This is a genomic window from Vibrio sp. Isolate23 (assembly GCF_022398095.1).
Classification (GTDB): Bacteria; Pseudomonadota; Gammaproteobacteria; order Enterobacterales; family Vibrionaceae; genus Vibrio; species Vibrio coralliilyticus_A.
Genome location: NZ_JAKEUV010000002.1, coordinates 360,005 through 381,026, shown reverse-complemented (window position 1 = coordinate 381,026; position 21,022 = coordinate 360,005). Strand labels below are relative to the sequence as shown.

20 protein-coding genes are annotated in these 21,022 nt (G+C 44.5%); 11 read left to right on the top strand and 9 right to left on the bottom strand.

Going from position 1 to position 21,022, the window contains the following annotated elements; genetic code table 11:
- Nucleotides 1-18 precede the first annotated feature (18 nt).
- Both L1D31_RS08795 and L1D31_RS08790 read left to right on the top strand, forming a co-directional pair.
- Nucleotides 19-942 (top strand): diguanylate cyclase, encoded by a 924-nt coding sequence (locus tag L1D31_RS08795; RefSeq protein WP_239836704.1) that lies wholly within the window; start codon nucleotides 19-21, stop codon nucleotides 940-942.
- Between the two features lie 78 nt (nucleotides 943-1,020).
- Entirely contained in the window at nucleotides 1,021-2,109 is a 1,089-nt protein-coding gene (locus L1D31_RS08790; RefSeq protein ID WP_239836703.1) for a response regulator, read from the top strand.
- Between the two features lie 75 nt (nucleotides 2,110-2,184).
- Here L1D31_RS08790 and L1D31_RS08785 read toward each other — a convergent pair whose 3' ends face one another.
- Nucleotides 2,185-3,396, bottom strand: a complete 1,212-nt coding sequence (locus L1D31_RS08785; protein ID WP_239836702.1) for a putative manganese transporter — start codon at nucleotides 3,394-3,396, stop codon at nucleotides 2,185-2,187.
- Nucleotides 3,397-3,579: 183 nt separating this feature from the next.
- Here L1D31_RS08785 and L1D31_RS08780 point away from each other — a divergent pair, with 183 nt between their 5' ends.
- Entirely contained in the window at nucleotides 3,580-4,485 is a 906-nt protein-coding gene (locus L1D31_RS08780; RefSeq protein WP_239836701.1) for a manganese-dependent inorganic pyrophosphatase, read from the top strand.
- Between the two features lie 66 nt (nucleotides 4,486-4,551).
- Nucleotides 4,552-4,941: a DUF2750 domain-containing protein gene (locus L1D31_RS08775; RefSeq protein ID WP_239836700.1), complete on the top strand. Its 390-nt coding sequence runs from the start codon at nucleotides 4,552-4,554 to the stop codon at nucleotides 4,939-4,941.
- 92 nt (nucleotides 4,942-5,033) lie between these two features.
- On the opposite strand, the gene L1D31_RS08770 is transcribed toward L1D31_RS08775, so the two are convergent.
- From L1D31_RS08770 to pspF, 6 genes are all read right to left on the bottom strand, one after another.
- Complete coding sequence (locus L1D31_RS08770; protein ID WP_239836699.1) at nucleotides 5,034-5,819, bottom strand: ATP-binding cassette domain-containing protein; 786 nt, start codon at nucleotides 5,817-5,819, stop codon at nucleotides 5,034-5,036.
- Entirely contained in the window at nucleotides 5,816-6,814 is a 999-nt protein-coding gene (locus L1D31_RS08765; RefSeq protein WP_239836698.1) for an oligopeptide/dipeptide ABC transporter ATP-binding protein, read from the bottom strand. The genes L1D31_RS08770 and L1D31_RS08765 overlap by 4 nt, the downstream gene beginning before the upstream one ends.
- Nucleotides 6,814-7,701: a putrescine export ABC transporter permease SapC gene (gene sapC, locus L1D31_RS08760; protein WP_239836697.1), complete on the bottom strand. Its 888-nt coding sequence runs from the start codon at nucleotides 7,699-7,701 to the stop codon at nucleotides 6,814-6,816. The genes L1D31_RS08765 and sapC overlap by 1 nt, the downstream gene beginning before the upstream one ends.
- A complete protein-coding gene (locus L1D31_RS08755; protein WP_239836696.1) occupies nucleotides 7,688-8,650 on the bottom strand; it encodes an ABC transporter permease subunit in 963 nt (320 codons plus the stop codon). The genes sapC and L1D31_RS08755 overlap by 14 nt, the downstream gene beginning before the upstream one ends.
- Complete coding sequence (locus tag L1D31_RS08750) at nucleotides 8,650-10,269, bottom strand: ABC transporter substrate-binding protein (protein ID WP_239836695.1); 1,620 nt, start codon at nucleotides 10,267-10,269, stop codon at nucleotides 8,650-8,652. Before L1D31_RS08750 ends, L1D31_RS08755 begins: the two co-directional genes overlap by 1 nt.
- 109 nt (nucleotides 10,270-10,378) lie before the next feature.
- Nucleotides 10,379-11,377 (bottom strand): phage shock protein operon transcriptional activator, encoded by a 999-nt coding sequence (gene pspF, locus L1D31_RS08745; RefSeq protein ID WP_239836694.1) that lies wholly within the window; start codon nucleotides 11,375-11,377, stop codon nucleotides 10,379-10,381.
- 213 nt (nucleotides 11,378-11,590) lie between these two features.
- Between pspF and pspA the strand changes: the two genes are divergently transcribed.
- The 7 genes from pspA to L1D31_RS08710 all read left to right on the top strand — a co-directional run bounded on the left by pspA (nucleotide 11,591) and on the right by L1D31_RS08710 (nucleotide 19,025).
- Nucleotides 11,591-12,262, top strand: coding sequence for a phage shock protein PspA (pspA, locus tag L1D31_RS08740; RefSeq protein ID WP_239836693.1), 672 nt, complete (start codon nucleotides 11,591-11,593; stop codon nucleotides 12,260-12,262).
- A 178-nt stretch (nucleotides 12,263-12,440) separates the two neighbouring features.
- Nucleotides 12,441-12,674: an envelope stress response membrane protein PspB gene (gene pspB, locus L1D31_RS08735; protein WP_239836692.1), complete on the top strand. Its 234-nt coding sequence runs from the start codon at nucleotides 12,441-12,443 to the stop codon at nucleotides 12,672-12,674.
- Nucleotides 12,667-13,056: an envelope stress response membrane protein PspC gene (gene pspC, locus L1D31_RS08730; protein WP_239836691.1), complete on the top strand. Its 390-nt coding sequence runs from the start codon at nucleotides 12,667-12,669 to the stop codon at nucleotides 13,054-13,056. The genes pspB and pspC overlap by 8 nt, the downstream gene beginning before the upstream one ends.
- A 134-nt stretch (nucleotides 13,057-13,190) precedes the next feature.
- Nucleotides 13,191-14,222, top strand: a complete 1,032-nt coding sequence (locus L1D31_RS08725) for an efflux RND transporter periplasmic adaptor subunit (protein ID WP_239836690.1) — start codon at nucleotides 13,191-13,193, stop codon at nucleotides 14,220-14,222.
- A 1-nt stretch (nucleotide 14,223) separates the two neighbouring features.
- On the top strand, nucleotides 14,224-15,309 hold the full coding sequence (locus L1D31_RS08720; RefSeq protein WP_239836689.1) for an efflux RND transporter periplasmic adaptor subunit: 1,086 nt from the start codon (nucleotides 14,224-14,226) through the stop codon (nucleotides 15,307-15,309).
- Nucleotides 15,302-18,403, top strand: a complete 3,102-nt coding sequence (locus L1D31_RS08715) for an efflux RND transporter permease subunit (RefSeq protein WP_239836688.1) — start codon at nucleotides 15,302-15,304, stop codon at nucleotides 18,401-18,403. The genes L1D31_RS08720 and L1D31_RS08715 overlap by 8 nt, the downstream gene beginning before the upstream one ends.
- Nucleotides 18,404-18,464: 61 nt before the next feature.
- Nucleotides 18,465-19,025 carry a DNA-3-methyladenine glycosylase I gene (locus L1D31_RS08710; protein WP_239836687.1) on the top strand — a complete coding sequence of 187 codons (561 nt, stop codon included), beginning with the start codon at nucleotides 18,465-18,467 and terminating at the stop codon, nucleotides 19,023-19,025.
- 15 nt (nucleotides 19,026-19,040) lie between these two features.
- Here L1D31_RS08710 and L1D31_RS08705 read toward each other — a convergent pair whose 3' ends face one another.
- Nucleotides 19,041-19,904 carry a lipase secretion chaperone gene (locus L1D31_RS08705; protein WP_239836686.1) on the bottom strand — a complete coding sequence of 288 codons (864 nt, stop codon included), beginning with the start codon at nucleotides 19,902-19,904 and terminating at the stop codon, nucleotides 19,041-19,043.
- Between the two features lie 10 nt (nucleotides 19,905-19,914).
- Entirely contained in the window at nucleotides 19,915-20,817 is a 903-nt protein-coding gene (locus tag L1D31_RS08700; protein WP_239836907.1) for a triacylglycerol lipase, read from the bottom strand.
- Between the last annotated feature and the right edge of the window lie 205 nt (nucleotides 20,818-21,022).

Here is a 21,022-nt window from a genome sequence, read left to right as displayed (position 1 = left end):
CGATGGCAAGGAGGTACTTTGTTAAACCTACACGTGATGGATCAAACGCCTTTTGCGACATTTTCTGAGGCGAGTCGTAGTACGCTGAAATATCTTAGAAATAAGTATGGGTATGGGGCTTGGATGATGACGCGTAAAAATGGAGATGAGTGGGTTATATTACAGGTTGAAGGAGATGGGTATCAAATCGACGAATTAACGGTCATTAATTGGAATGACTCTATGTGCAGTCGCATGGTAAAAGGTGAAGGGCCTAGGTGGGCTCCTGATGTCGATGACATTCCATCCTATGTTGAAGCGCCTATTTATAGAGCGGAAAAAATTAAGTCTTATGTTGGGATCCCAGTCTGTTTTGCTAATGGCGATCTGTTTGGCACCTTATGTGCGATTGATACAGTACCATCTGGAAGAGTCCCTGCGGATGGTAAAGAAACCGTTGAATTAGTCTCTAAACTACTCTCAAGCCTGTTGCAGTTAGAACTGCAAAATATAGCTTTATCTCGTAAGCAAGTTAGTTTTTTACCTGAACCATTAAAAGATAACCAAACGGGTTTTTTAAACCGATTAGGGTGGTCAATATACTTGGAGAAGGAAGAGAGTAATGTTCGTTCAGTGGGGACTCCTCTGTATATTGTGGCTCTGGATGTGACCTTGCCTAGCAAAGAAAAGGGAGATGAGTATCAACAGTTGCTGACTATTGTTGTATCTATCATTAATTCATCAGTCACTGATGAGGGGGTTATCGCCCGGCTTAGTGATAACATATTTACGATTTTGTTAGCGAATAGCTCAAATAAGCAGTTTCAACTTTGTCTGGATACACTAGAAAGGGAATTAACCGAGGCGAGTGTTGCCGCTCAAATTGGCTCTGAGAAACACAACTATACAGATAAGCTAGATGCGACGGTAATGAGTGCAATAAAAAGTGCACGATCGAGTTAAAAGAAAGAGTTAGGGGGTGACATGGATGTTTCGCAAACCAGTATTTACATATTCTATAATTCGAAAGAAATACTAGATATGGTAAAGCCTGTTGCGTCAATATTGTTCGATAATGTGTCACCCATTAATATTGAGAAAGAACAAGCCAAGTTTGTGCAGTCGCTTAAGCAGCCACACTTAAGCATTATTTCTATCTATGCTTTTGAAAGCCCTAGAGAAGCGGCCACCCTTTCCAAGTTGCTCAATGAGCATGGTGCTCTTCAACATCAAGCACACATTCCTAAATACGATCTATTAATGTGCAATAAATCTTATCGTCAGGAAGCATATGACTTATGCGTTAAGGAACTGTTCTATAGCTATGAAACGATCAAGCCAATTTATGACACCAACAAGGTTATCCTGACATTGCGTCGACTAGCGCAGCACTTGGCGACCAAAGTAGAGCTCCAACAAGTTGAACAAGATAATCTTAAGATGGAAGAGAGCATTAATAGCAGTATTGAGTCGATAGACGCTTTGCAAACGCAGGTACAGGAGACATCAACTCAGCAAGATAGTGAGTTTGAACAGGTGACTAAGTCGCTTAATGAGCTATTGGCTCGAGTGCCAGCCATTGAGTGGGAAAAAGCATTTACTAATATTGTGCGCTCAATGCCGGAATCTGTACAAAGAACGACACTCAGCCAATTCTCTATTAAGGAATTTCGTGATGATCTAGAAAAATATCGCAATAACAGTGCAGAAATGCTGAATAAGATTTCCAGCTCTCTGGACGCCTCAAAGCCCCAGGCTTTATCTAAAGGGCCGTTGATCGTTGTTGCTGATGATCAGCCTGTGATGCTAAAAATCATATCCTCAATTTTAGAGCCAAAGGGCTATAAAGTCGAAAGCGCAAGTAATGGTGTCGAAGCTCTCATGAAAGCAAAAGTCATGAAACCAGAGCTCATACTACTCGATATAGATATGCCGATTATGGATGGTTTAGCAACGTTAGACGCAGTGAAAAAGGTCGAGACTATTAAGCACATACCAATTATCATGCTAACCAGTCACTCTGATAAAGATATCATTAAATCCAGCATCAGCCTTGGTGCTGTCGATTATGTTGTGAAACCGACGAAAGCTGATATCCTTCTTGCGAAAATCGCGAATGCGTTAAAATAGGCCACCTGAGCCAGTTATTAAACGATAGAAGCCATCAATTTTATGCAAACTCATTTGTGCGTTGACTTAACGTTGTCACTCGAATACTAGGTAGTAACTGTAACCCACCACTAGGGCTGGAATCGCAGAGTAAACAGTCGCAACTAGTGCCGCTTTAGGGGCCAATGCGATAGCAGGAAATAGCGCATCGCCATCATTGGATATCGCATTCGCTAATTGTGCAGATAAAGGCACCGCACCTGAAATGTAGAGACTGGTGACTAAGATTTGAGGCCCACATCCTGGTAGCATACCGACAGCGACCCCGATCAAAGGCATCCACGCACCCCAACCGGAAAAAGTCTCTGCTAAGTTAATGTGACCAAAGTAGGCTATGAGTTCAAAGGTCATAAAAGCGAGAACAACCCATGCAGTTACGAAGTTAGTATCTTGCGCCGCTTTCTGCAGGGGATGTGAAGAAACGGTTTTTTTATCTTCCGATACTGTTGACTCATAATCTTTGATTTCTTTGGTTAAGGACCAAAGTAACATGCTAAGAATGATAAGCCCTGTCCCTAGCCATTCAATACTCGCTGCAGGAAGAGAAAGGAGCGCATTGATATCCACTTGAAACGAGCCTAGTATGGCAACAAATGTTGCTGGTACGATTAGCCATTTCCAAAAGGCACCTTGGAGATTGATGGCCTTCTTTTCAAAGTGGGACTGCTGACTATGATCAGAGCGGCAGCAGAACTTTTCAGCTAATGCTGATTTAACGGTTGGTCTTAAGAAGTCGTCTTGATGGATAGCGTTGACAACCCATCCAGAGACTGAGCCTACCACAATGCCCAGTGTAACAACGGCCAAACCTATGTCAGGTTTACTGGCTAACAAAAGAAACGCAGCATCCCCCATCGTAGAGGTTAACACCGCGACAATAGCACCAAACCCGACTCGTCCACTAACGAATTGTGTCGTGACTATGATGGCACCACCGCATCCGGGAAGTGCACCCAGTAAAGAAGCAAAGAAAACCTGATAGCTACGTGAGCTCTGGTATAAGTTAACCAGCTTGCTCTCTTTGTTCATCCATAGGGACACATAGTGGTAGATGACCAAAGTAAAAGCAACGTAGGCTGACACCGCCCAAAAGGCATCAGACAGTGTTGCAACTGTGACCTCTCGGGTTGCTTCGTTAAGCACTAAAGCCAGCAAAACGACGGGTAATAAAAGGCGTTTGTAAGCTGGTTGGAACTGAGAGAAAGACAGCCAATGGGGTAAAGCCGCTAAAAGCCTAATCGAATTCATAATACCAAAATACAAATGAGAATAATTATCAATATATTTTAATGGGAATTATTTGCAACTAAAAGTTGTGATTTACACTTTTCTTTTTGCTAACTCATGACAAATTTCAAAATTCAGGTAAAGTATCGGCCTTTGTGAGTAATTGCCCAATATGGGCCTATGTAAGTCGTAATAGGAAAAAAGATGATTCTAGTTGTAGGTCACAAGAACCCTGATAGTGATAGCATCTGTAGTGCATTGGTAGCAACTGAGCTGCTCAAGGCTCGTGGCTTTGAAGCAATGCCAATTCGCCAAGGTGAAATTAACCGTGAAACACAGCACATTCTTGAAGTCGCGGGCGCAGAAGTACCTGAACTTCGTACTTCTGTTGCGGGTGAAAAAATTTGGTTGGTTGACTACTCAGATCTAGCACAAGCACCGGATGACGTGGCTGAAGCTGAAATTTTAGGTATTGTTGATCACCACCGTCTTGGTGATGTCATGACCGTAAACCCTATGGAAGCATGGATTTGGCCAGTGGGTTGTACCAACACTGTTCTATTCAACATGTTCAAAATTGAAGGTCATGAAATATCACCGCAAATCGCTAAGCTAATGATGTCGGCTATCCTGTCTGACACCGTCGGCTTTGCTTCTCCAACTTGCACACAGAAAGATAAAGATGCCGTTGAAGAGCTAGCGAAAATTGCAGACGTATGTGATGTTGACGCTTTCATTAAAGATCTTCTTATCGCAAAAACAAACATCGAAGGTCTTTCTGCGGCTGAGCTTGTAGAAAAAGATCTGAAAGGCTACCCATTTAATGGTCGTGATGTTGTTGTCGGTCAGGTTGAGCTGGCTACTCTAGAGCAAGTTGACGGTATGATTGAAGCGCTGGAGTCTGATCTAGAACGCCGCTGTGCTGAAGAAAGCCTAGCCTTTGCTGCGGTCATGTTAACAGACATCACTACTGCTCAAACTCGTCTACTATACAAAGGTGAGTGGGCGGAAAAGCTGACTAAGCATGAGCAAGATGGTGTGCTGATGATGGAAAATACGCTAAGTCGTAAGAAGCAAGGTTGGCCTTGGCTTCAGGCTGAGTTAGCATAACACCGTTCAATGATTAAATGTAACGCCCACGGTCATCGTGGGCGTTTTGCTTTAAGGAGTAAGGAAATGTCAGAGCCACTTTCACAACAACAGATAGACTCTGTACTAAAAATGCGTGAAGACGAGCGATTTAGTTACACGGTGAAAGAAATCGCCAAAAACAGACAAGTCTGGATTTTGACTGATGAGCATGGCTGCGTGATGCTTAATACAGAAGATGAAGATTGTATACCGGTTTGGCCCCATGAAGAATTTGCCAATCAATGGGCTACAGGTGATTGGGAGCACTGCAAAGCGGAGGCTATATCGACCGCAAAATGGTTTAGTCGTTGGACCTACGGACTTGAAGACGATGAGTTATCTATTGTCGTGTTTCCCAATCAAAGCGAAGAAGGGCTAGTTCTGTACCCTGATGAGTTCGAATTTGAACTGAAAAAGCACCAAAAGAAACGCTAAACCTAAGGGCATCTTTTCCCAAGAGATGTCACTACCGTATTGGCTAAGTCAAACAGTGTATGATCCCATTGCAGCCTTGGTAGATGGGATTATTATTTGAAACAGGTTGCTTTGTTGAAGTGACTTTCCACCATGCGTTGAGTAATGATGTTGTCTGGGCAGGTTAACACTTGCTGTGTTTCACCTGCTTCCACTACCTCTCCATCATGCATAACCATCACCTTGTCGGTAATGTGTTTGACAACCCCTAAGTGTTGGGAAACATAGATAAACGATACGCCCATCTCTTCCTGCAATTCTAAGAATAAATTAATAATCTGAGAACGCATGGCCATGTCTAAACCATTTAGTGCTTCATCAGCGATAATAATCGAAGGTTGTAGAATCAACGCACGAGCCAAGCATATGCGCTGCTTTTGGCCTGCAGCTAGCATCTGAGGGTAAAAATAAGCGTGCTCTGGAAGGAGTCCGACCCTAAGCAAAACATCTTTAACGCGCTTCATACGTGCTTCAGGTGTCATACTGGTATTTCGTTTCAAAGGACTTTCAAGAATGCGGCCAATCTGAATACGTGGATTGAGTGACGTATTCGGGTCTTGAAATATCATCCTGATCAATTTACAACGAGTCGAGTAATCTTTGTGTTCCAAAAGTTCGCCATTGACCCGTATTTCACCACTGGTTGGCTCGATCATTCCCGCAAGCATGCGAGCTAATGTCGACTTTCCTGAGCCGTTTTGACCAATAAAACCAATGGTTTGCCCGGCTTCTAATGTAAAGCTGACAGGTTTAACGGCATGGTGGATTTTTTTGCGAAACAAGCCTGAGCGAGTGACAAACTCTTTACTTAGGCCATTAACTTCTAGTAGCGCACTCATGCTTTCTTCTTCTCCATATTCAGAGGGAAGTGGCAGGCAAATTTGTGATTTTTGACTCGTCTGGTGATTGGCATTTCTACGCACTGCCTTTGAGCATAAGGACAACGGGGGCCAAGCCGGCAACCAATGGGCAGATGCTGCAGTGGCGGAATACTACCTGGGAGAGACTGGAGTTTCTCTTTATGAGGAATCCATTCACCGAAATCGGGCATAGCTTTAAGTAAAGCAACGGTATAAGGGTGCTTTGGCTTGGCAAGAATCTTTTTAGTGTCCGCTGACTCAACAGACTGGCCACAGTACATGACGGTAATCCGCGTTGCCCACTGGGTAATGGTTGTCAAGTCATGGCCGATGAGCATGATCGACGTGTTGTTGATCTGATTCATACGACTAAGAAGTCGTAGGATTTGAGATTGAGTGATTGGGTCGAGATCATTGGTCGGTTCATCGGCAATCAGAAGCTTAGGCTTAGCGGCGATGGCCATCGCAATCATGATCTTTTGACATTCACCATCCGTCAGCTCATACGGATAGCTTGACATGATTTGTTCGTGGTTTCTGATCCCTACTTTATGAAGTAGAGCAACCGCTTGTTTCTTACGCCATTTAAAGCGCTCCCACCACTTTCCGGTAAAAGAATGAGCGGGGATGGACTCTATCAACTGGCGTCCGACTTCTTCCGAAGGATCCAGACACGTTGAAGGCTCTTGAAAGATCATCGCAATATCACGAGCGATGACTCTGCGACGCTCTTTAGGGGTTAACTGCAGTAAATCCACATTGCCAAGGCGCATTCGGTCTGCTGTTATCTTCCAGTTTTCCTTACAGACTCCAACGATGGCTTTGGCTACCAAACTCTTACCTGAGCCAGATTCTCCTACCAATCCACGAATTTCTCCTTCGTTCATGGTTAGACTCATGCGATCCACTGCCTTCATCAGGCCTTGCGGTGTTTCAATCTCAATCGTTAGGTGGCGAATATCTAGTAATGGCATTATTCGATCCCCGCGTTAAGTGCCTGACGAACGCCTTCACCCACCAAGTTAATGACAATCACGATGAACATGATGGCAAGGCCAGGAAGCGTCACTGTCCAAGGTGCTAAATAGATTAATTCAACAGAGTCACCAAGAATCGCACCCCACTCAGTGCTTGGGGCTTGTGCGCCTAAACCAAGGAAGCCCAGTGCGGTAATATCCAAAATCGCGATTGACAGAGCGAGGGTTACCTCAGAAGCAATCACAACCAAAATATTGGGAAGGATGGAGTTCCAGAGCAGATAAAAATCGTTCGCACCATCAAGGCGGGCAGCCATAATGTAGTCTTTTTCAACTTCAGTATGCACAGCGATATAGACTGAGCGGACGAACCTTGGGATCAAAGCGAGGCATATCGCAAGTAGAATATTAAACTCGCCAAACCCCAAGAAAGCGACAAAAATAATCGCGAGGAGAAGCGATGGAATCGACATGACGGTGTCAAGTAAATGGTTGAGTGTACTTGATAACAATCCTTTGGTCATGCCAGCTAAAATACCAATCAAACAACCCACAATTGTTGCAATGAGTGTGATGATAACAGCAGCGCCGAACGTTAACTGTGACCCCTCAATGAGCCGAGATAGGATATCTCGACCTAGGTCATCAGTACCTAGAAAATATTCGACCGTGCCTGCTGGGTTCCAAGAGGGAGGGACAAGCAGTTCCCCCGTCTGGGCTTGAGGGTCATGAGGAGTTAGCCAAGGAGAAGCTAAAGTGACGACAACAATAAAAACAAGGCACCATAAACCGAACATGGCTAAGCCGTTTGCACGATAGCTGCGCCAGAAACGCTCGAATTGCGTCGGGATTTGTTCTTCCTGATAGATGTTATCGGTTAGCATACCACTCTTTCCTCACTAACGGATTGACCATAGCGCCAACCAAATCTGAAAGAATATTCGCCGTCAACACTAAGGTGGCGACAACAATAACACCAGCCTGAATAGAAACATAATCCTGATTGGAAAGTGCGTCGAGTAACCAGCGACCAATACCCGGCCAGTTAAAGATCGATTCTGTAATGATAGCTAGAGTCAACATACTGGATAGCTGAACGCCTATCTTAGGGATAATCGGCGGTATAGCATTTCTCAGCACGTGTTGAGTGACGATTTTGTGCGTCGATAGACCTTTGATGCGAGCGGCTCGAATATAGTTTTGCCCCATGACTTCGGCAACCGAAGTACGCATTAAGCCAATAACTTGAGTGGTTGGAGCAAGCGCCAACACTAAACAAGGTAGTATCAAGTGCTCTAAAACACTTTGTAGTGCATGAGCGCGATACTCGCCACGCGCAAAGAATGCATCCACGATGGCAAAACCCGTGACATGATCAATTTCATAGAGTAGGTCATAACGGCCAGCGACTGGGAATAGCTCGAAATGCAGTGAGAATGCCATGATCATGAGGAGTGCGACCCAAAAAATCGGTGCGGAGTAACCGGACATTGAGGTAAAGGAAATGGCTGTGTCAATCCACTTGCCTTGCTTCATGCCGGCGAGCGTGCCAACTGGGATCCCGATCAGGAGAGAAAGGGCAAAAGCAATCAAACATAATTCCAACGTTGCAGGGAAAACAACAGCGAGTTCATCTGCGATTGGAACACCGCTTTTTGTCATCCCAAAGTTGAGGTGCATTAGCTCGCCAATATAAGTCATCCAACCCGGCCAGAAATCTTGAACGGTCCAAGGAGAATTTGGGTCAAGCCTAAGCAGGCTAAAGCCTACCATGGTTAGGATAAGTAATGTGATGATGAAAAGGTTGATACGTCGAACAGTATAGAGAAACATTATTTGACCCTCTCTACCGCATCAAAAGGTTGTGCGTTAAATGGACTCACTTTAAACCCTTGTAATGAAGCATCATAAGCTTGGAACTGCATACCATGGCTAAGTGGAATCACCGGAAATTCTTCGTTGAGAATGTTTTGTGCCTGTTTATACAAGTTAAGACGGTAACGTGGCTTATCGACTTCAAGTGCAAGGTCGAGTAGGAAATCGAAATCAGCATTACACCAGCTGGAGACATTCAAGCCCACTCGTTTTGAATCACACGATAGTAATGGTCGGAGGAAATTATCTGGGTCACCTGTATTGGCAATCCAGCCTGTAAGGTACAGATCGATGTTGGTGTTGCTGGCGACGTCAGTGCGATCATAGCGATCATCTGTCAGTAGGTTAAGTGTAATGCCGATATCTGCTAAGTTTGCTTGGATGAGCTCAGCCGTTTTACGAGGGCTTGGGTTGTAAGCACGTGGCTCAAGAGGAACTGACATGGTTAACTCCAGCCCTTTATCGAATCCTGCTTCTTTAATTAACGCAATCGCGTAATTACGGTCGTAACGAATTTGCACACTGTCTTTGAGATATGCCCAAGAGCTGGGAGGGAGCACCGAGTAGGCCTGACTACCGGTGCCGTAGTAAACGGATTCGAGAATGTTTTGGCGATTAATGGCGTAGTTAAGAGCTTTACGAACTCTAGGGTCATTAAGTGCTGGGTGAGTGGTATTGACGGCAATGAATGAAATATTCATCGCGGGTTTAGCCATTAGTTTAATATCGCTTTGTTGTTTAATAATGGGGATTTGACTCGATAATGGTGAGTTGAGTACATCACACTCATTACGAAGTAGCTTGGCTAAAGTGCCTGTACCTCGGTGAGAAATATCAAATACCACTTGAGCCATCTTAGGTTTGCCTTTCCAGTACCCATTGTGACGTTTGAGCCTGACGAGGTCATTGATCTGATAATCATCAAGATAAAATGGACCGGTTCCAACAGGGTGGCTGTCGAGCATGGCTTTGTTATCGCTCAGCGTAAGTTGGCTAGCGTACTCTGCAGAGTGGATAACTGCATGGCTAGTGGCGATATTGGACAGAAACGTATTGTCTGGTCGGCTTAGGGTGAAACGGACTTGATATGGTGAGATAGCCCGAACATCAACGAGTAGGTTTTGAAAATCGATCCCGCTAAACCAAGGGTAGAGGCCACTTCCAACATAATGATAAGGATGGGAATTGTCGATGATTCGACGGAAGCTGAACACTACATCTTCAGCATTCATGGCTCGGCTAGGCGTAAACCAAGCGGTATTTTGGAATTGGGCGTCTTTGCGCAGGTTAAACGTATATTCTGTGCCAGCTTTGTTAACGGACCAGCTGGTCGCAAGGTTGGCAATAGGTTTGAAATTGTTCGAGTCTAGCGTCAGCAAAGTATCAAATAGCTGAGGGCTAAGAGTTTCAGACGTAATGCCGCTATCAACCAATTGAGGGTTAAAGCTGGTTGGACCGCCTTGACCACAGTAGACGAAACCACTTTGGCGAATTTTATTGTGATCAAGCTCTTCACCACAGCCTGTAAGCAAGGTAATGCTGAAGATACTTAATGTCAGTTGAATGAATGCTTTCATAGAAAGAACAATTGCCAGAGACAAAGCATAATAGAACTCCCCATTATGCCTTAATATCTCAGTAGTTTACCATTATTAGTTTATGGTTTTTAAAATAACCTATACGCACTCAGGAAAGATTCGAGAGGTCGTACTTTCTGATCATCCCTCTTAGCTGATGATAGCTCAGGCCAAGCATATCGGCTGCCTTCCGTTGGTTAAATTTGCTCTCTTCAAGGGCCGCTTTCAGCAGGCGAATATCTTGGCTTTCCTGCCACGCTTTGTAGTCCATTGGAAAATGAAAGGTTGGTTGGTCTGGTAATGGTTGTGATTGAAGAGAAACTGGCTCAGGTTCTGTTTGCCACTGCGTTGCAAACGGGTCGAATATCAATTGGTTGATTGGCTCATCTTGCTGCCCGTGCTGATAAACCGCCCTTTCTATCACATTTTTAAGTTCACGGACGTTTCCGGGCCATTGATAGTCAAGCAGTGCTTGCTGAGCATCAGGAGAGAAACCAACGAAGTAGTCAAAGTTCAACTCTCGACACATCTTGATGGCGTAGTATTCCGCTAACAGCAGAATGTCTTCTTGGCGTTCTCGAAGTGGAGGTAAATGAATGACGTCGAAAGCAAGCCTGTCAAGCAGATCTGCTCGAAACTCACCGTTCTCAGCCATTTTCGGCAGATCGGCGTTAGTCGCGCAGATCAGCCGCACATTAGCGTTAAGCAATTGGTGCCCACCAACGCGTTCATATTGGCCGTATTCAATCACTCGTAATAGCTTTTCCTGCACCAGCAGTGGAGCGGTGGCGAGCTCATCGAGAAAGAGGGTGCCATTTTCAGCTCGTTCAAAGCGCCCCTTGTGACGTCCTTTTGAACCAGTAAAAGCGCCTTGCTCATGGCCGAATAACTCTGAGTCGATCAGGCCTTCGCTCAAGGTAGAGCAATTGAGGGAAATTAGTGGCTGATCCCAGCGTTTTGATAGGTAATGGAGGCGTTGAGCAATCAGTTCTTTACCTGTCCCTCGTTCACCAATGATCAGAATAGGACGTTCTATGGCTGCGAGTTTGGAGACCTTGTCTAGTATCGTCAGGAAAGCTGGTGACTCGCCAATGAGATTTTGTTGCATGAAAACACTCCAATGGTGAAATTTACCTATTGTTAGCTAAATTCATCATAGATAAGTTCGAATTACAATGGTAGTTTTCGTAATCTGTTGTTTTGTATATGTTTATAAGTTGGCACGTATCTTGGTTATTGAATAAGTAAGTGAAACCTACAATGAACATCAGATGTAACCAAGTCGCGATAATGTGATTGATTACAGGATAAGGAGTTAAATATGGGTATTTTTTCTCGTTTTGCCGACATCGTAAACTCAAACATTAGTGCCTTATTAGATAAAGCGGAAGATCCTGAAAAAATGATTCGTCTTATTATTCAGGAAATGGAAGATACGTTAGTCGAAGTTCGTACGAATTCGGCCAAGGCGATTGCTGATAAAAAAGAGTTGGCACGTAAAGTTGAATCTCTTGAAGGCCAAATTAGCGATTGGCAAGAGAAAGCTACACTAGCTCTGACCAAGCAGCGTGAGGATTTGGCTCGTGCAGCTTTAATTGAAAAGCAAAAACTACAAGATATGTTGAAAGGTTTGCATACTGAGCAAACATTAGTGGAAGAAACGATTGAAAAGCTCACCGGCGAAATCAGTAAGCTTGAAAGTAAAATCACCGAAACACGTGCTAAGCAGCAAGCACTTGCTATTCGTTCTCAAGCGGCTTCGAATCGACGTGATGTGCAAAAGCATTTACATACGGCGCGTACATCTGAAGCAATGGCAAAGTTCGAGCAATACACTCGTAAGATAGATGAACTGGAAGCAGAAGCAGATGTATATGCTAAATCCGGTAATTCGAAATCCTTAGATCAGGAATTTGCTGAGCTGCAAGCGCAAGACGAGATTGAACAAGAGCTTGAAAATTTGAAAAAACAGATGAACGAAAAAAAATCATAAAAGTCGAGATCTGAAGGTGCACAGGTCAGGTGGGTCGCACCTGGCCTCATCAAAACCAATTTATGGTTTTTCCAATATTTTCGAAGTTCTTAGTTTTATTTAATTGATTTTATAACAGCTTGCGGCAGAGTAGAGGTGTACTCGTGTGAAACTGTTGTCTATTTATTAGGAGTCATTTATGTCGTCATTTCTTATTGCAGGACCACTGATTGTCTTTCTGATTTTCGTCGCTCCACTATGGTTAATACTTCATTATCGTAGCAAGAAGAAAACGGCAAGTGGTCTATCAGAAGATGATTTCCAGAGATTACAAACCTTGTCAGAAAAAGCAGAACAGATGCAAAAGCGTGTGGACACGTTAGAGCGTATTCTTGATGCTGAAACCCCTAACTGGAGACGCCGATATGAATAAGCGAGAGCTGTACCGCGATACCGTTAATGGTAAGATTTCAGGTGTTTGTGCAGGCTTAGCTAATTACTTTGGTACTGAAGTTTGGTTGATTCGAATCTTAGTGATCTCTGCTGCACTTCTTGGTGGCAGCTTCTTGGTGTTGTTGGCCTATATCGCGATGACTTTCATGCTTGAAAAACAACCTGCTAATTATGTTGAATCTCTTAAAATGGAGCAGGAACACAAGTTGAAAAGTAAACCATGGCAACAAGGTCAGGCTCCTGGGGCATTGCTAGAAACGCTTGAGAAAGATTTTGATGGCCTTGAAAATCAAATTCGTGGCCTAGAGGCGTATGTCACCTCCGATACGTTTAAAGTTGATCGAGAGTTTAAAAGTTTATAGTTCGATAATGAGAACCGCCACTATGTTTTGTTAGCAAATTATTAATTTTAATAATAATTTACTGGTATGTGTCTGGCAGTCGCGTAATCATTCATCTATCTTTGTAACTAAAAGTGACAAATGGATGTTTGACTATGCACAAGAATTTTGTGCTTCTCGCCATAGCTGCAACATTAGGTGGCTGTGGTAAGGAGCTCCCTCCTGTTCCTGAACCCGAATCCAGGCCAGCAAAACTCTTTACCGTTTCGGTTGGAAACGCACAGTTTGAAAGACATTTTCCCGCCACATCCGAAGCTGGTGATAAAGCGATTTTAGCTTTCCGAGTACCCGGACAACTTCAGTCTATCGATGTCCTTTCGGGCCAACCTGTGAGCAAAGGTGAAGTCCTTGCCTCCCTAAACCCAGATGAATATTCCTTATTGGCTAAGCAGGCAGAAGCGCAGTACCGCCTCGCGGATGTTCAGTTTGAACGTTATAAAAAACTGCGTGTTGATAAGGTAGTTTCAGAGCAAGATTTTGATCAAGCTAAGGCGAACCTTAACTCTGCCAAAGCCACATTAGAACAAGCCCGTGCCAATCTTCGTTATACCAAGTTGGTCGCACCTTATGATGGCACGATTTCACTGATTACGACTGATAACTACGAATACATTGCTGCTAAGCAAGGTGTAATGAATATTCAGACGAATCAGTTAATGAAAGTACAATTCCAGCTCCCTGACCACCTGTTGAATCGCTTTGCAAGCGGCATAAACCTGACTGCAACTATGAGATTTGATGCATTTCCTGAGAGCCGCTATGAGCTGACTTTTCAGGAAGTAGATACGGAGGCCGATCCTAAAACGGGCTCTTACAAGGTCACCATGGTCATGGCACGCCCAACAGATACCGGAATTTTGCCAGGTATGGCAGGGGAGGTGCATGTCAAAATTGATTCAGAAGGAGCGACACGGATTCCTAATGCAGCAATATTTAACGAAAATGGAAAAACTTGTGTTTGGCGTGTAGCACACAATGGCGTAGTGGAAAAAGCTTCCATTGTGTTGAACAACAAGCGTGAAGTTAAGAGTGGTTTAAATGATGGTGATCAGATCATCATCTCTGGTGTCAGTGGCATTGAACCCGGGACCAAAGTGAGGGAGTGGATCAAGGAGCGAGGATTGTAATATGAAGCAATGGATTAGCCTCATCGTGCTCTCAACAGCTGCCATTCTTGTAGGCTGCGGTGGTGATAGTGAATACGTTGACTTTGGTCCCCCTAAAGTCAAAATCATAGAAATAGACAGTGGTATCTCAAAGGAGCACTTATATTTCCCTGCAGTCGCCAATGCCGCTGAGCGCTCTCATTTAAGTTTTCGGGTAGCGGGTGAAATCAGTGAGCTCAGCGTTAAAGAAGGCGATCAGGTAAAAAAAGGCGATGTGCTTGCGAAGCTGGATCCGACAGATTACGAGCTTGATGTTGATAACGCATCGGCAAAGTTTAGTGTTATCGATAGCCAATATAGACGTTCTAAACCTCTTGTCGATAAAGGCCTGCTGGCCAAGTCGCAATTTGATGAGATTGCCGCCAATCGTCAGATAGCCTACTCAGAGCTGAAGTTAGCGCAGTTGAGGCTATCATTCACTAAGTTGCTGGCGCCTGTCGATGGCATCATTTCCCGAGTGAATGTCGAGCAATTTGAAAACATTCAAGTCGGTCAGCAAATCGTGAATATTCATAGTCTCGATAGTGTTGAAGTGCTCATACAGTTGCCAGATCGTCTATACGTCAACCAGCCGGATCAAGAAACCCTATCGCGTATTGAGGCTCTGGTTAAAGTACCAAGTGGTAACGAATACTCGGCCTCAATTAAAGAATTTACGACTGAACCTGACCCAGCCACAAGGACGTTTACCGTAACTTTGTCACTTCCTATGCCTGAAGAAGAGTTCATCCTTGACGGTATGGCCGTTGAAGTTACGTCCAAAAGTAATGATATTGGTCTGAATTTGAATACTGGTGTTTTGGTTCCTATAGAAGCGGTATTCAATGCAGATGGTGATGAGATTGACCGACTTAACAGGTTTGTTTGGGTGCTAAACGATGATAATACCGTTGCCAAACAAGCTGTGACGATTGGCAAAATGACGAAAGAAGCGTTGCAAATCCTAGAGGGGCTCGAGAGCAAACAAAAAGTTGTTGTGGCGGGAATTTCCCGATTAAGAGAAGGGATGAAAGTGGAAATCGTAAAGCAGGAGGCAGGCAATGAGTGATCAAAATAACCCACTGTCTCAGAAAGACCAAGATGTGACTGGTATCGCTGCATATTTCATTCGCAACCGTGTCATCAGTTGGATGATTTCATTAATTTTCTTGATTGGTGGTGTGGCCGCTTTCTTTGGTTTAGGCCGCCTCGAAGACCCTGCTTTCACGATCAAAGATGCCATGGTGGTGACATCCTATTCTGGGGCGACACCTCAGCAAGTCGAGGAAGAAGTGACTTACCCAATCGAAAAGGCCATTCAGCAACTGACTTATGTTGATGAAGTTAATTCGATCTCCAGCCGAGGTTTATCTCAAATTACCGTGACCATGAAAAACAACTATGGTCCTGATGATTTACCGCAGATTTGGGATGAATTACGCCGTAAGGTCAATGACCTTAAAGGTCAGTTTCCTCCCGGAGTGAATGATCCAAAGGTCATTGACGATTTTGGTGATGTTTACGGTATTTTACTTGCCGTCACAGGAGAAGGTTACAGTTACAAGGAGTTACTCGATTATGTTGACTATTTGAGGCGTGAATTAGAGTTGGTAGAGGGGGTCAGTAAAGTCTCTGTTTCTGGCCAGCAACAAGAGCAAGTCTTCATTGAGATTTCGATGAAGCGTTTGAGTAGTTTAGGTTTGGCACCTAATACCGTGTTTAATTTGCTCTCAACTCAAAATGTGGTCTCGGATGCTGGTGCAATTCGGATCGGTGATGAGTACATCCGTATCCAACCAACGGGTGAGTTCCAGAATGTTGACCAGCTAGGAGACTTGATCATTACTGAAAGTGGGGCACAAGGATTAATTTATCTGCGTGACGTTGCGGAAATCAAACGCGGTTACATCGACGTACCGGACAATATTATTACTTTTAATGGCAAGTTAGCGCTCAATATCGGTGTTTCTTTTGCGCAAGGCGTTAACGTGGTTGAGGTCGGTAAGCGCTTTGCCCGTCGCCTTGCCGAACTAAAGTACCAACAACCTGTGGGAGTTGGGATCTCTGAAATCTACAGTCAGCCAAAAGAAGTCGACAAATCAGTGAGTGGCTTTGTCGTTAGTTTGGGGCAAGCGATAGCGATCGTTATTATCGTTTTACTGTTCTTTATGGGGCTACGCTCCGGCTTACTCATTGGCTTGATTCTGCTCCTTACCGTGTTGGGCACATTTATCTTTATGAAGTACTTTGCAATCGACCTGCAACGCATCTCGTTGGGAGCATTGGTGATTGCGCTCGGTATGCTGGTGGACAATGCGATTGTAGTGGTTGAAGGAATACTCATCGGGACCCAGAAAGGCCGAACAAGAATGCAGGCGGCGACTGATATCGTGACTCAGACTAAATGGCCATTGCTTGGTGCTACCGTTATCGCCGTGACTGCCTTTGCCCCTATTGGATTGTCAGAGGATGCGACAGGTGAGTATTGTGGCACTTTGTTCACGGTACTATTAATCTCACTCATGCTCAGTTGGTTTACTGCGATTTCGTTGACGCCTTTTTTTGCTGATATCTTCTTTAAAGGGCAAAAAATCAAAGGGGGTGGCGAAGGCAGTGACCCCTACAACGGTATGATCTTTGTGCTATACAAGGGGTTTCTAGAGTTTTGTATGAAGCGGGCTTGGCTAACGGTTGTGGTTATGATTGTTGGTCTTGCGGCAAGTATCTATGGCTTTACTTTCGTTAAGCAGTCGTTTTTCCCATCGTCAACAACGCCCATGTTCCAAGCCGATATCTGGTTACCGGAAGGGACCGATATTCGTGCAACCAACACCAAGCTTAAAGCTTTGGAATCTTGGCTGTCAGATCAAGACGGAGTTGAGCATATAACTACGACAGCAGGTAAAGGTTTGCAACGTTTCATGCTGACTTATGCGCCAGAGAAAAGCTACGCTGCCTATGGTGAAATCACCACTCGAGTCGAGAATTATGAGCAACTTGCGGATTTGATGTCTAATTTTCGAGCGCATGTTGAAGCCAACTTCCCAGAGATCAATTACAAGCTCAAGCAAATTGAACTCGGCCCTGGCGGTGGAGCTAAAATTGAGGCACGTATCATTGGGTCTGACCCAACTATCCTTAGAGGGATTGCCAGACAAGTTGAAGACATCATGCATGCGGACCCTGGAGCGACGAACATCCACCATGATTGGCGTGAACGTACTAAAGTGTTAGAGCCGCAGTTTAACGAAGGACAAGCTCGCCGTTACGGCATCACTAAATCAGATGTTGACGAGTTCCTTGCAATGTCTTTCTCAGGTAAATCGGTCGGGGTATATCGTGACGGTACAACGTTAATGCCAATTGTTGCTCGATTGCCAGAAGAAGAGCGTGTCGATATTCGCAATATTGAGGGCATGAAAATTTGGAGCCCAGCGTTAAGTGAATATATCCCTTTGCAGCAAGTGACATTAGGCTACGACATGCGCTGGGAAGACCCGATTATAGTACGTAAGAATCGCAAGCGTATATTGACGGTTATGGCTGATCCTGACTTGTTGGGAGAGGAAACGGCTTCGACATTGCAAAAGCGTTTACAGCCTTTGATTGAAGCCATCGAACTGCCATCTGGTTATGCGTTGGAGTGGGGGGGGGAGTATGAATCCTCTGGCGATGCGCAGGCCTCACTGTTCACTACCATGCCAATGGGCTATTTATTTATGTTCTTAGTCACAGTGTTCTTGTTCAACACTGTTAAAGAGCCGCTCATCGTCTGGTTGACAGTGCCACTGGCAATTATCGGTGTCACAACAGGGCTGTTGGTTTTGGATACCCCATTTGGTTTCATGGCATTACTCGGTTTTCTTAGCTTGTCAGGCATGCTGCTGAAAAATGGCATCGTATTGCTCGATCAGATTGAAATTGAAATGAAGTCAGGCAAAGACCCATATTTAGCCGTTGTCGAGGCGTCTCTAAGCCGTGTGAGACCTGTTTGCATGGCAGCAATCACGACTATTTTGGGCATGATCCCACTGTTACCGGATATCTTCTTCAAACCCATGGCGGTTACCATCATGTTTGGTTTGGGATTTGCGACCGTACTGACACTTATTGTCGTGCCAGTGTTGTATCGTATCTTCCACAAAGTGACAGTGCCAAACTGATTGACATAAGAGTGCAAACACCCCTGGCTTTGTCAGGGTGTTTTATTTAAAGGAGAAAGCAATGGATACCACTTGCGCATGGGCGATGAACCATGAGCTTGAGCGTGAATACCACGATAAAGAGTGGGGCGTTCCGGTTTATGACGATAAGGTATTGTTCGAGTTTATTACGTTAGAGGGTGCCCAAGCAGGATTGAGTTGGATCACCATCCTGAAAAAACGCGAAGGCTACCGACAAGCCTTTGAAAACTATGATCTGGATAAATTAGCAGCGTATGAGGACGAGCACGCTGAGCATATTGTTGAAAATTATGATGTGGTTAAGCACAGAGGAAAAATTAAATCCGTGTTCAGTAATGCGCGAGCCGCGAAAGCATTGATTGAAGAATATGGCAGCTTATCAAAAGCCTTGTGGCAATTTGTCGATGGTCAGCCTGTAGTCAACCATTGGCAAAAAATGGGTGATGTGCCTGCTTCTACTGAGCAGTCAAAAGCCATGAGCAAGTTTTTGAAAAAGAAAGGCTTTAAGTTTGTAGGTGAGACCATTTGCTATGCGTTTATGCAGGCGGTAGGCATGGCTGACGATCATATGGTGAATTGCCCCAAGAAACCCAGATACTAGTGACGTAGGGGCATGCTATGGCGATAAGTTTTGATCATGGATGCGTTCCAGTGCTTCGACTCTGCGCCACTGTACGGTGTCAAAGCTTTGCTCTCTTAGGTAAGCTATCTGGGTTTGCTTTGCGGCATCCGATAAAGTGTTGTCAGCCAGTATGTCATTTCGCTGCGCCAAATAGCTATCCAGTTGAGAATTAAACTGCTCGCGTTTCTCGTCGAGTTTACTTAGCCTGCCCGCAGCCTCTTCCCCAACCAACTCGACACGGGTGAGGTGTTTATCTTGTGCTTCCATCTGCTCACTGTGGTTGAGCCCTATAATGAGCTGGTTATTACGCTCTGCTCGTAGGATATAGTCGGGCTGACCAGACAATGTCGCTTCTAGCCATTGTGCTTGTGATTCGGGATCTAAGCCTTGTTTTGCGATGGCGAGCTTATCAATAGCCAATTGGCGCAGTCGGTTTTCTTCACTAAATAAGAGTTCAATTTGTGGGTCAGTAAAGTACTGGTTTTGCAGAGCTAGAATTTGTAGGTGGAGCTGTTCTAAATCAGACAATGTAATGGTTCGAAAAGTGACTGACTCCAGAGTTCCCAATTCGGATTTATATTGCAAAAAGGTTTCGAAAAGTGTCTCATCAAGGCTTAATTCTTTCTCACGCTGAGAAACATTTTGTATACGCGTTTTGATCTGATCCATCTCCTGTTCACCCAGACTGCTCAAGGTGTAATCAAATAAATCACGGCTTGATGAAGTATCTATCTGAGTGTCGAGCTGAGATACGGGTTGAGCGGCTGTATTTACTGTTTCGCTACGGTTGATGAAATAGACCGCTCCGAGGCTCATCGAGGCGATCATCATTGTCGTTATTAGAGCGGTCTTTTTCATCTTTTATTTCCTATAAGCCTTGCAGTTTCAGGCGATTTGCATGTTGACGATAAAGGGTGACTGGGTCTGTTTCAAATAAATGGTGAATACCGAGCAATCCATTTATTTCATCCAGATGGTTCATCTTGTAATCGTCGCGAATAACTTGCCCTAAGTGAGTGCTACACGCCCCAACAAGACCATCATTTGGCTCGTCAAATGCCAGACCAAGAATCATCATTGCAGCGTCAGTCGGGTCAAAGATGTTAGAAAAAGTGGATGAACCCGTCCAAGAATAGTAGTACACACCGTTATCGGCTAATAAATCGCCATTGCCACATTCAGTGTCGGGAATGCCCTCCGGGTAGTGTTGATTGAACGCAAGTGAGCCTTCGGTCGTTAAGGCATCCAAAGAGGCAAGAGGATCTTGATCAAGGTCATTGCCACCAGACAATAGATTAATCAGTGTCGTTAGCCCTTCAGCCAGTTTTACCGCTAAAGCTTCTAACCCAGATCCTTCAGGCACCGTACCGCGAACGAGGTCAGCTACTTTAGAACCTTTATTGACACCACCGATGCTGGTCACAGAGGCGATAAGATCTGGTCTGACAGAAGCCACATAGCGCGCTGTTGGACCGCCATGACTATGACCGATTAAATTGACTTTTGATGCGCCTGTTGCTGCAAGTAAAGTTTCAACTTGTTCTAGCAACTGCTCGCCTCTAACTTCTGAGCTATTCGTCGCAGAGACCTGAGCAACGTAAACACTTGCTCCGTCTTTGGTTAAAGCGTGAGGAATGCCGTAGAAATAGTCCACGCCAGCTAATGTATCAAAACCGAATAACCCATGGACAAGAACAATAGGGTGTTGAGTTTGTGTGTAACCGCTAGCACTGGACGCACTAGTGGTTGCTGATAGCCCTAAGCTGAAGATACAGAGCGCAGCAAGTATCAGTTTGTGTTTCAAAGTTTTGCTCCTTCTGGTTTGACCTCTGATGAGTAAATAAACAGTAGATTAGAAAATGAGCTATACGAAATATGAATATAAGCTAAGCGATAGAACTGTGAATTGAGAAAGGAAAACAACACAATTGTTTAACGTGTTATTATGTATTGATAAAATGTTCAATAATATCAAT

Bases quoted from the DNA above. Each gene is read 5' to 3' on its own strand.
- pspC (WP_239836691.1), top strand. From the start codon at position 12,667: ATGAATAAGCGAGAGCTGTACCGCGATACCGTTAATGGTAAGATTTCA.
- pspF (WP_239836694.1), bottom strand. From the start codon at position 11,377: ATGCAACAAAATCTCATTGGCGAGTCACCAGCTTTCCTGACGATACTA.
- sapC (WP_239836697.1), bottom strand. From the start codon at position 7,701: ATGCTAACCGATAACATCTATCAGGAAGAACAAATCCCGACGCAATTC.
- L1D31_RS08750 (WP_239836695.1), bottom strand. From the start codon at position 10,269: ATGAAAGCATTCATTCAACTGACATTAAGTATCTTCAGCATTACCTTG.
- pspA (WP_239836693.1), top strand. From the start codon at position 11,591: ATGGGTATTTTTTCTCGTTTTGCCGACATCGTAAACTCAAACATTAGT.
- L1D31_RS08715 (WP_239836688.1), top strand. From the start codon at position 15,302: ATGAGTGATCAAAATAACCCACTGTCTCAGAAAGACCAAGATGTGACT.
- pspB (WP_239836692.1), top strand. From the start codon at position 12,441: ATGTCGTCATTTCTTATTGCAGGACCACTGATTGTCTTTCTGATTTTC.
- L1D31_RS08775 (WP_239836700.1), top strand. From the start codon at position 4,552: ATGTCAGAGCCACTTTCACAACAACAGATAGACTCTGTACTAAAAATG.
- L1D31_RS08770 (WP_239836699.1), bottom strand. From the start codon at position 5,819: ATGAGTGCGCTACTAGAAGTTAATGGCCTAAGTAAAGAGTTTGTCACT.
- L1D31_RS08725 (WP_239836690.1), top strand. From the start codon at position 13,191: ATGCACAAGAATTTTGTGCTTCTCGCCATAGCTGCAACATTAGGTGGC.
- L1D31_RS08785 (WP_239836702.1), bottom strand. From the start codon at position 3,396: ATGAATTCGATTAGGCTTTTAGCGGCTTTACCCCATTGGCTGTCTTTC.
- L1D31_RS08780 (WP_239836701.1), top strand. From the start codon at position 3,580: ATGATTCTAGTTGTAGGTCACAAGAACCCTGATAGTGATAGCATCTGT.
- L1D31_RS08755 (WP_239836696.1), bottom strand. From the start codon at position 8,650: ATGTTTCTCTATACTGTTCGACGTATCAACCTTTTCATCATCACATTA.
- L1D31_RS08720 (WP_239836689.1), top strand. From the start codon at position 14,224: ATGAAGCAATGGATTAGCCTCATCGTGCTCTCAACAGCTGCCATTCTT.
- L1D31_RS08705 (WP_239836686.1), bottom strand. From the start codon at position 19,904: ATGAAAAAGACCGCTCTAATAACGACAATGATGATCGCCTCGATGAGC.
- L1D31_RS08790 (WP_239836703.1), top strand. From the start codon at position 1,021: ATGGTAAAGCCTGTTGCGTCAATATTGTTCGATAATGTGTCACCCATT.
- L1D31_RS08710 (WP_239836687.1), top strand. From the start codon at position 18,465: ATGGATACCACTTGCGCATGGGCGATGAACCATGAGCTTGAGCGTGAA.
- L1D31_RS08765 (WP_239836698.1), bottom strand. From the start codon at position 6,814: ATGCCATTACTAGATATTCGCCACCTAACGATTGAGATTGAAACACCG.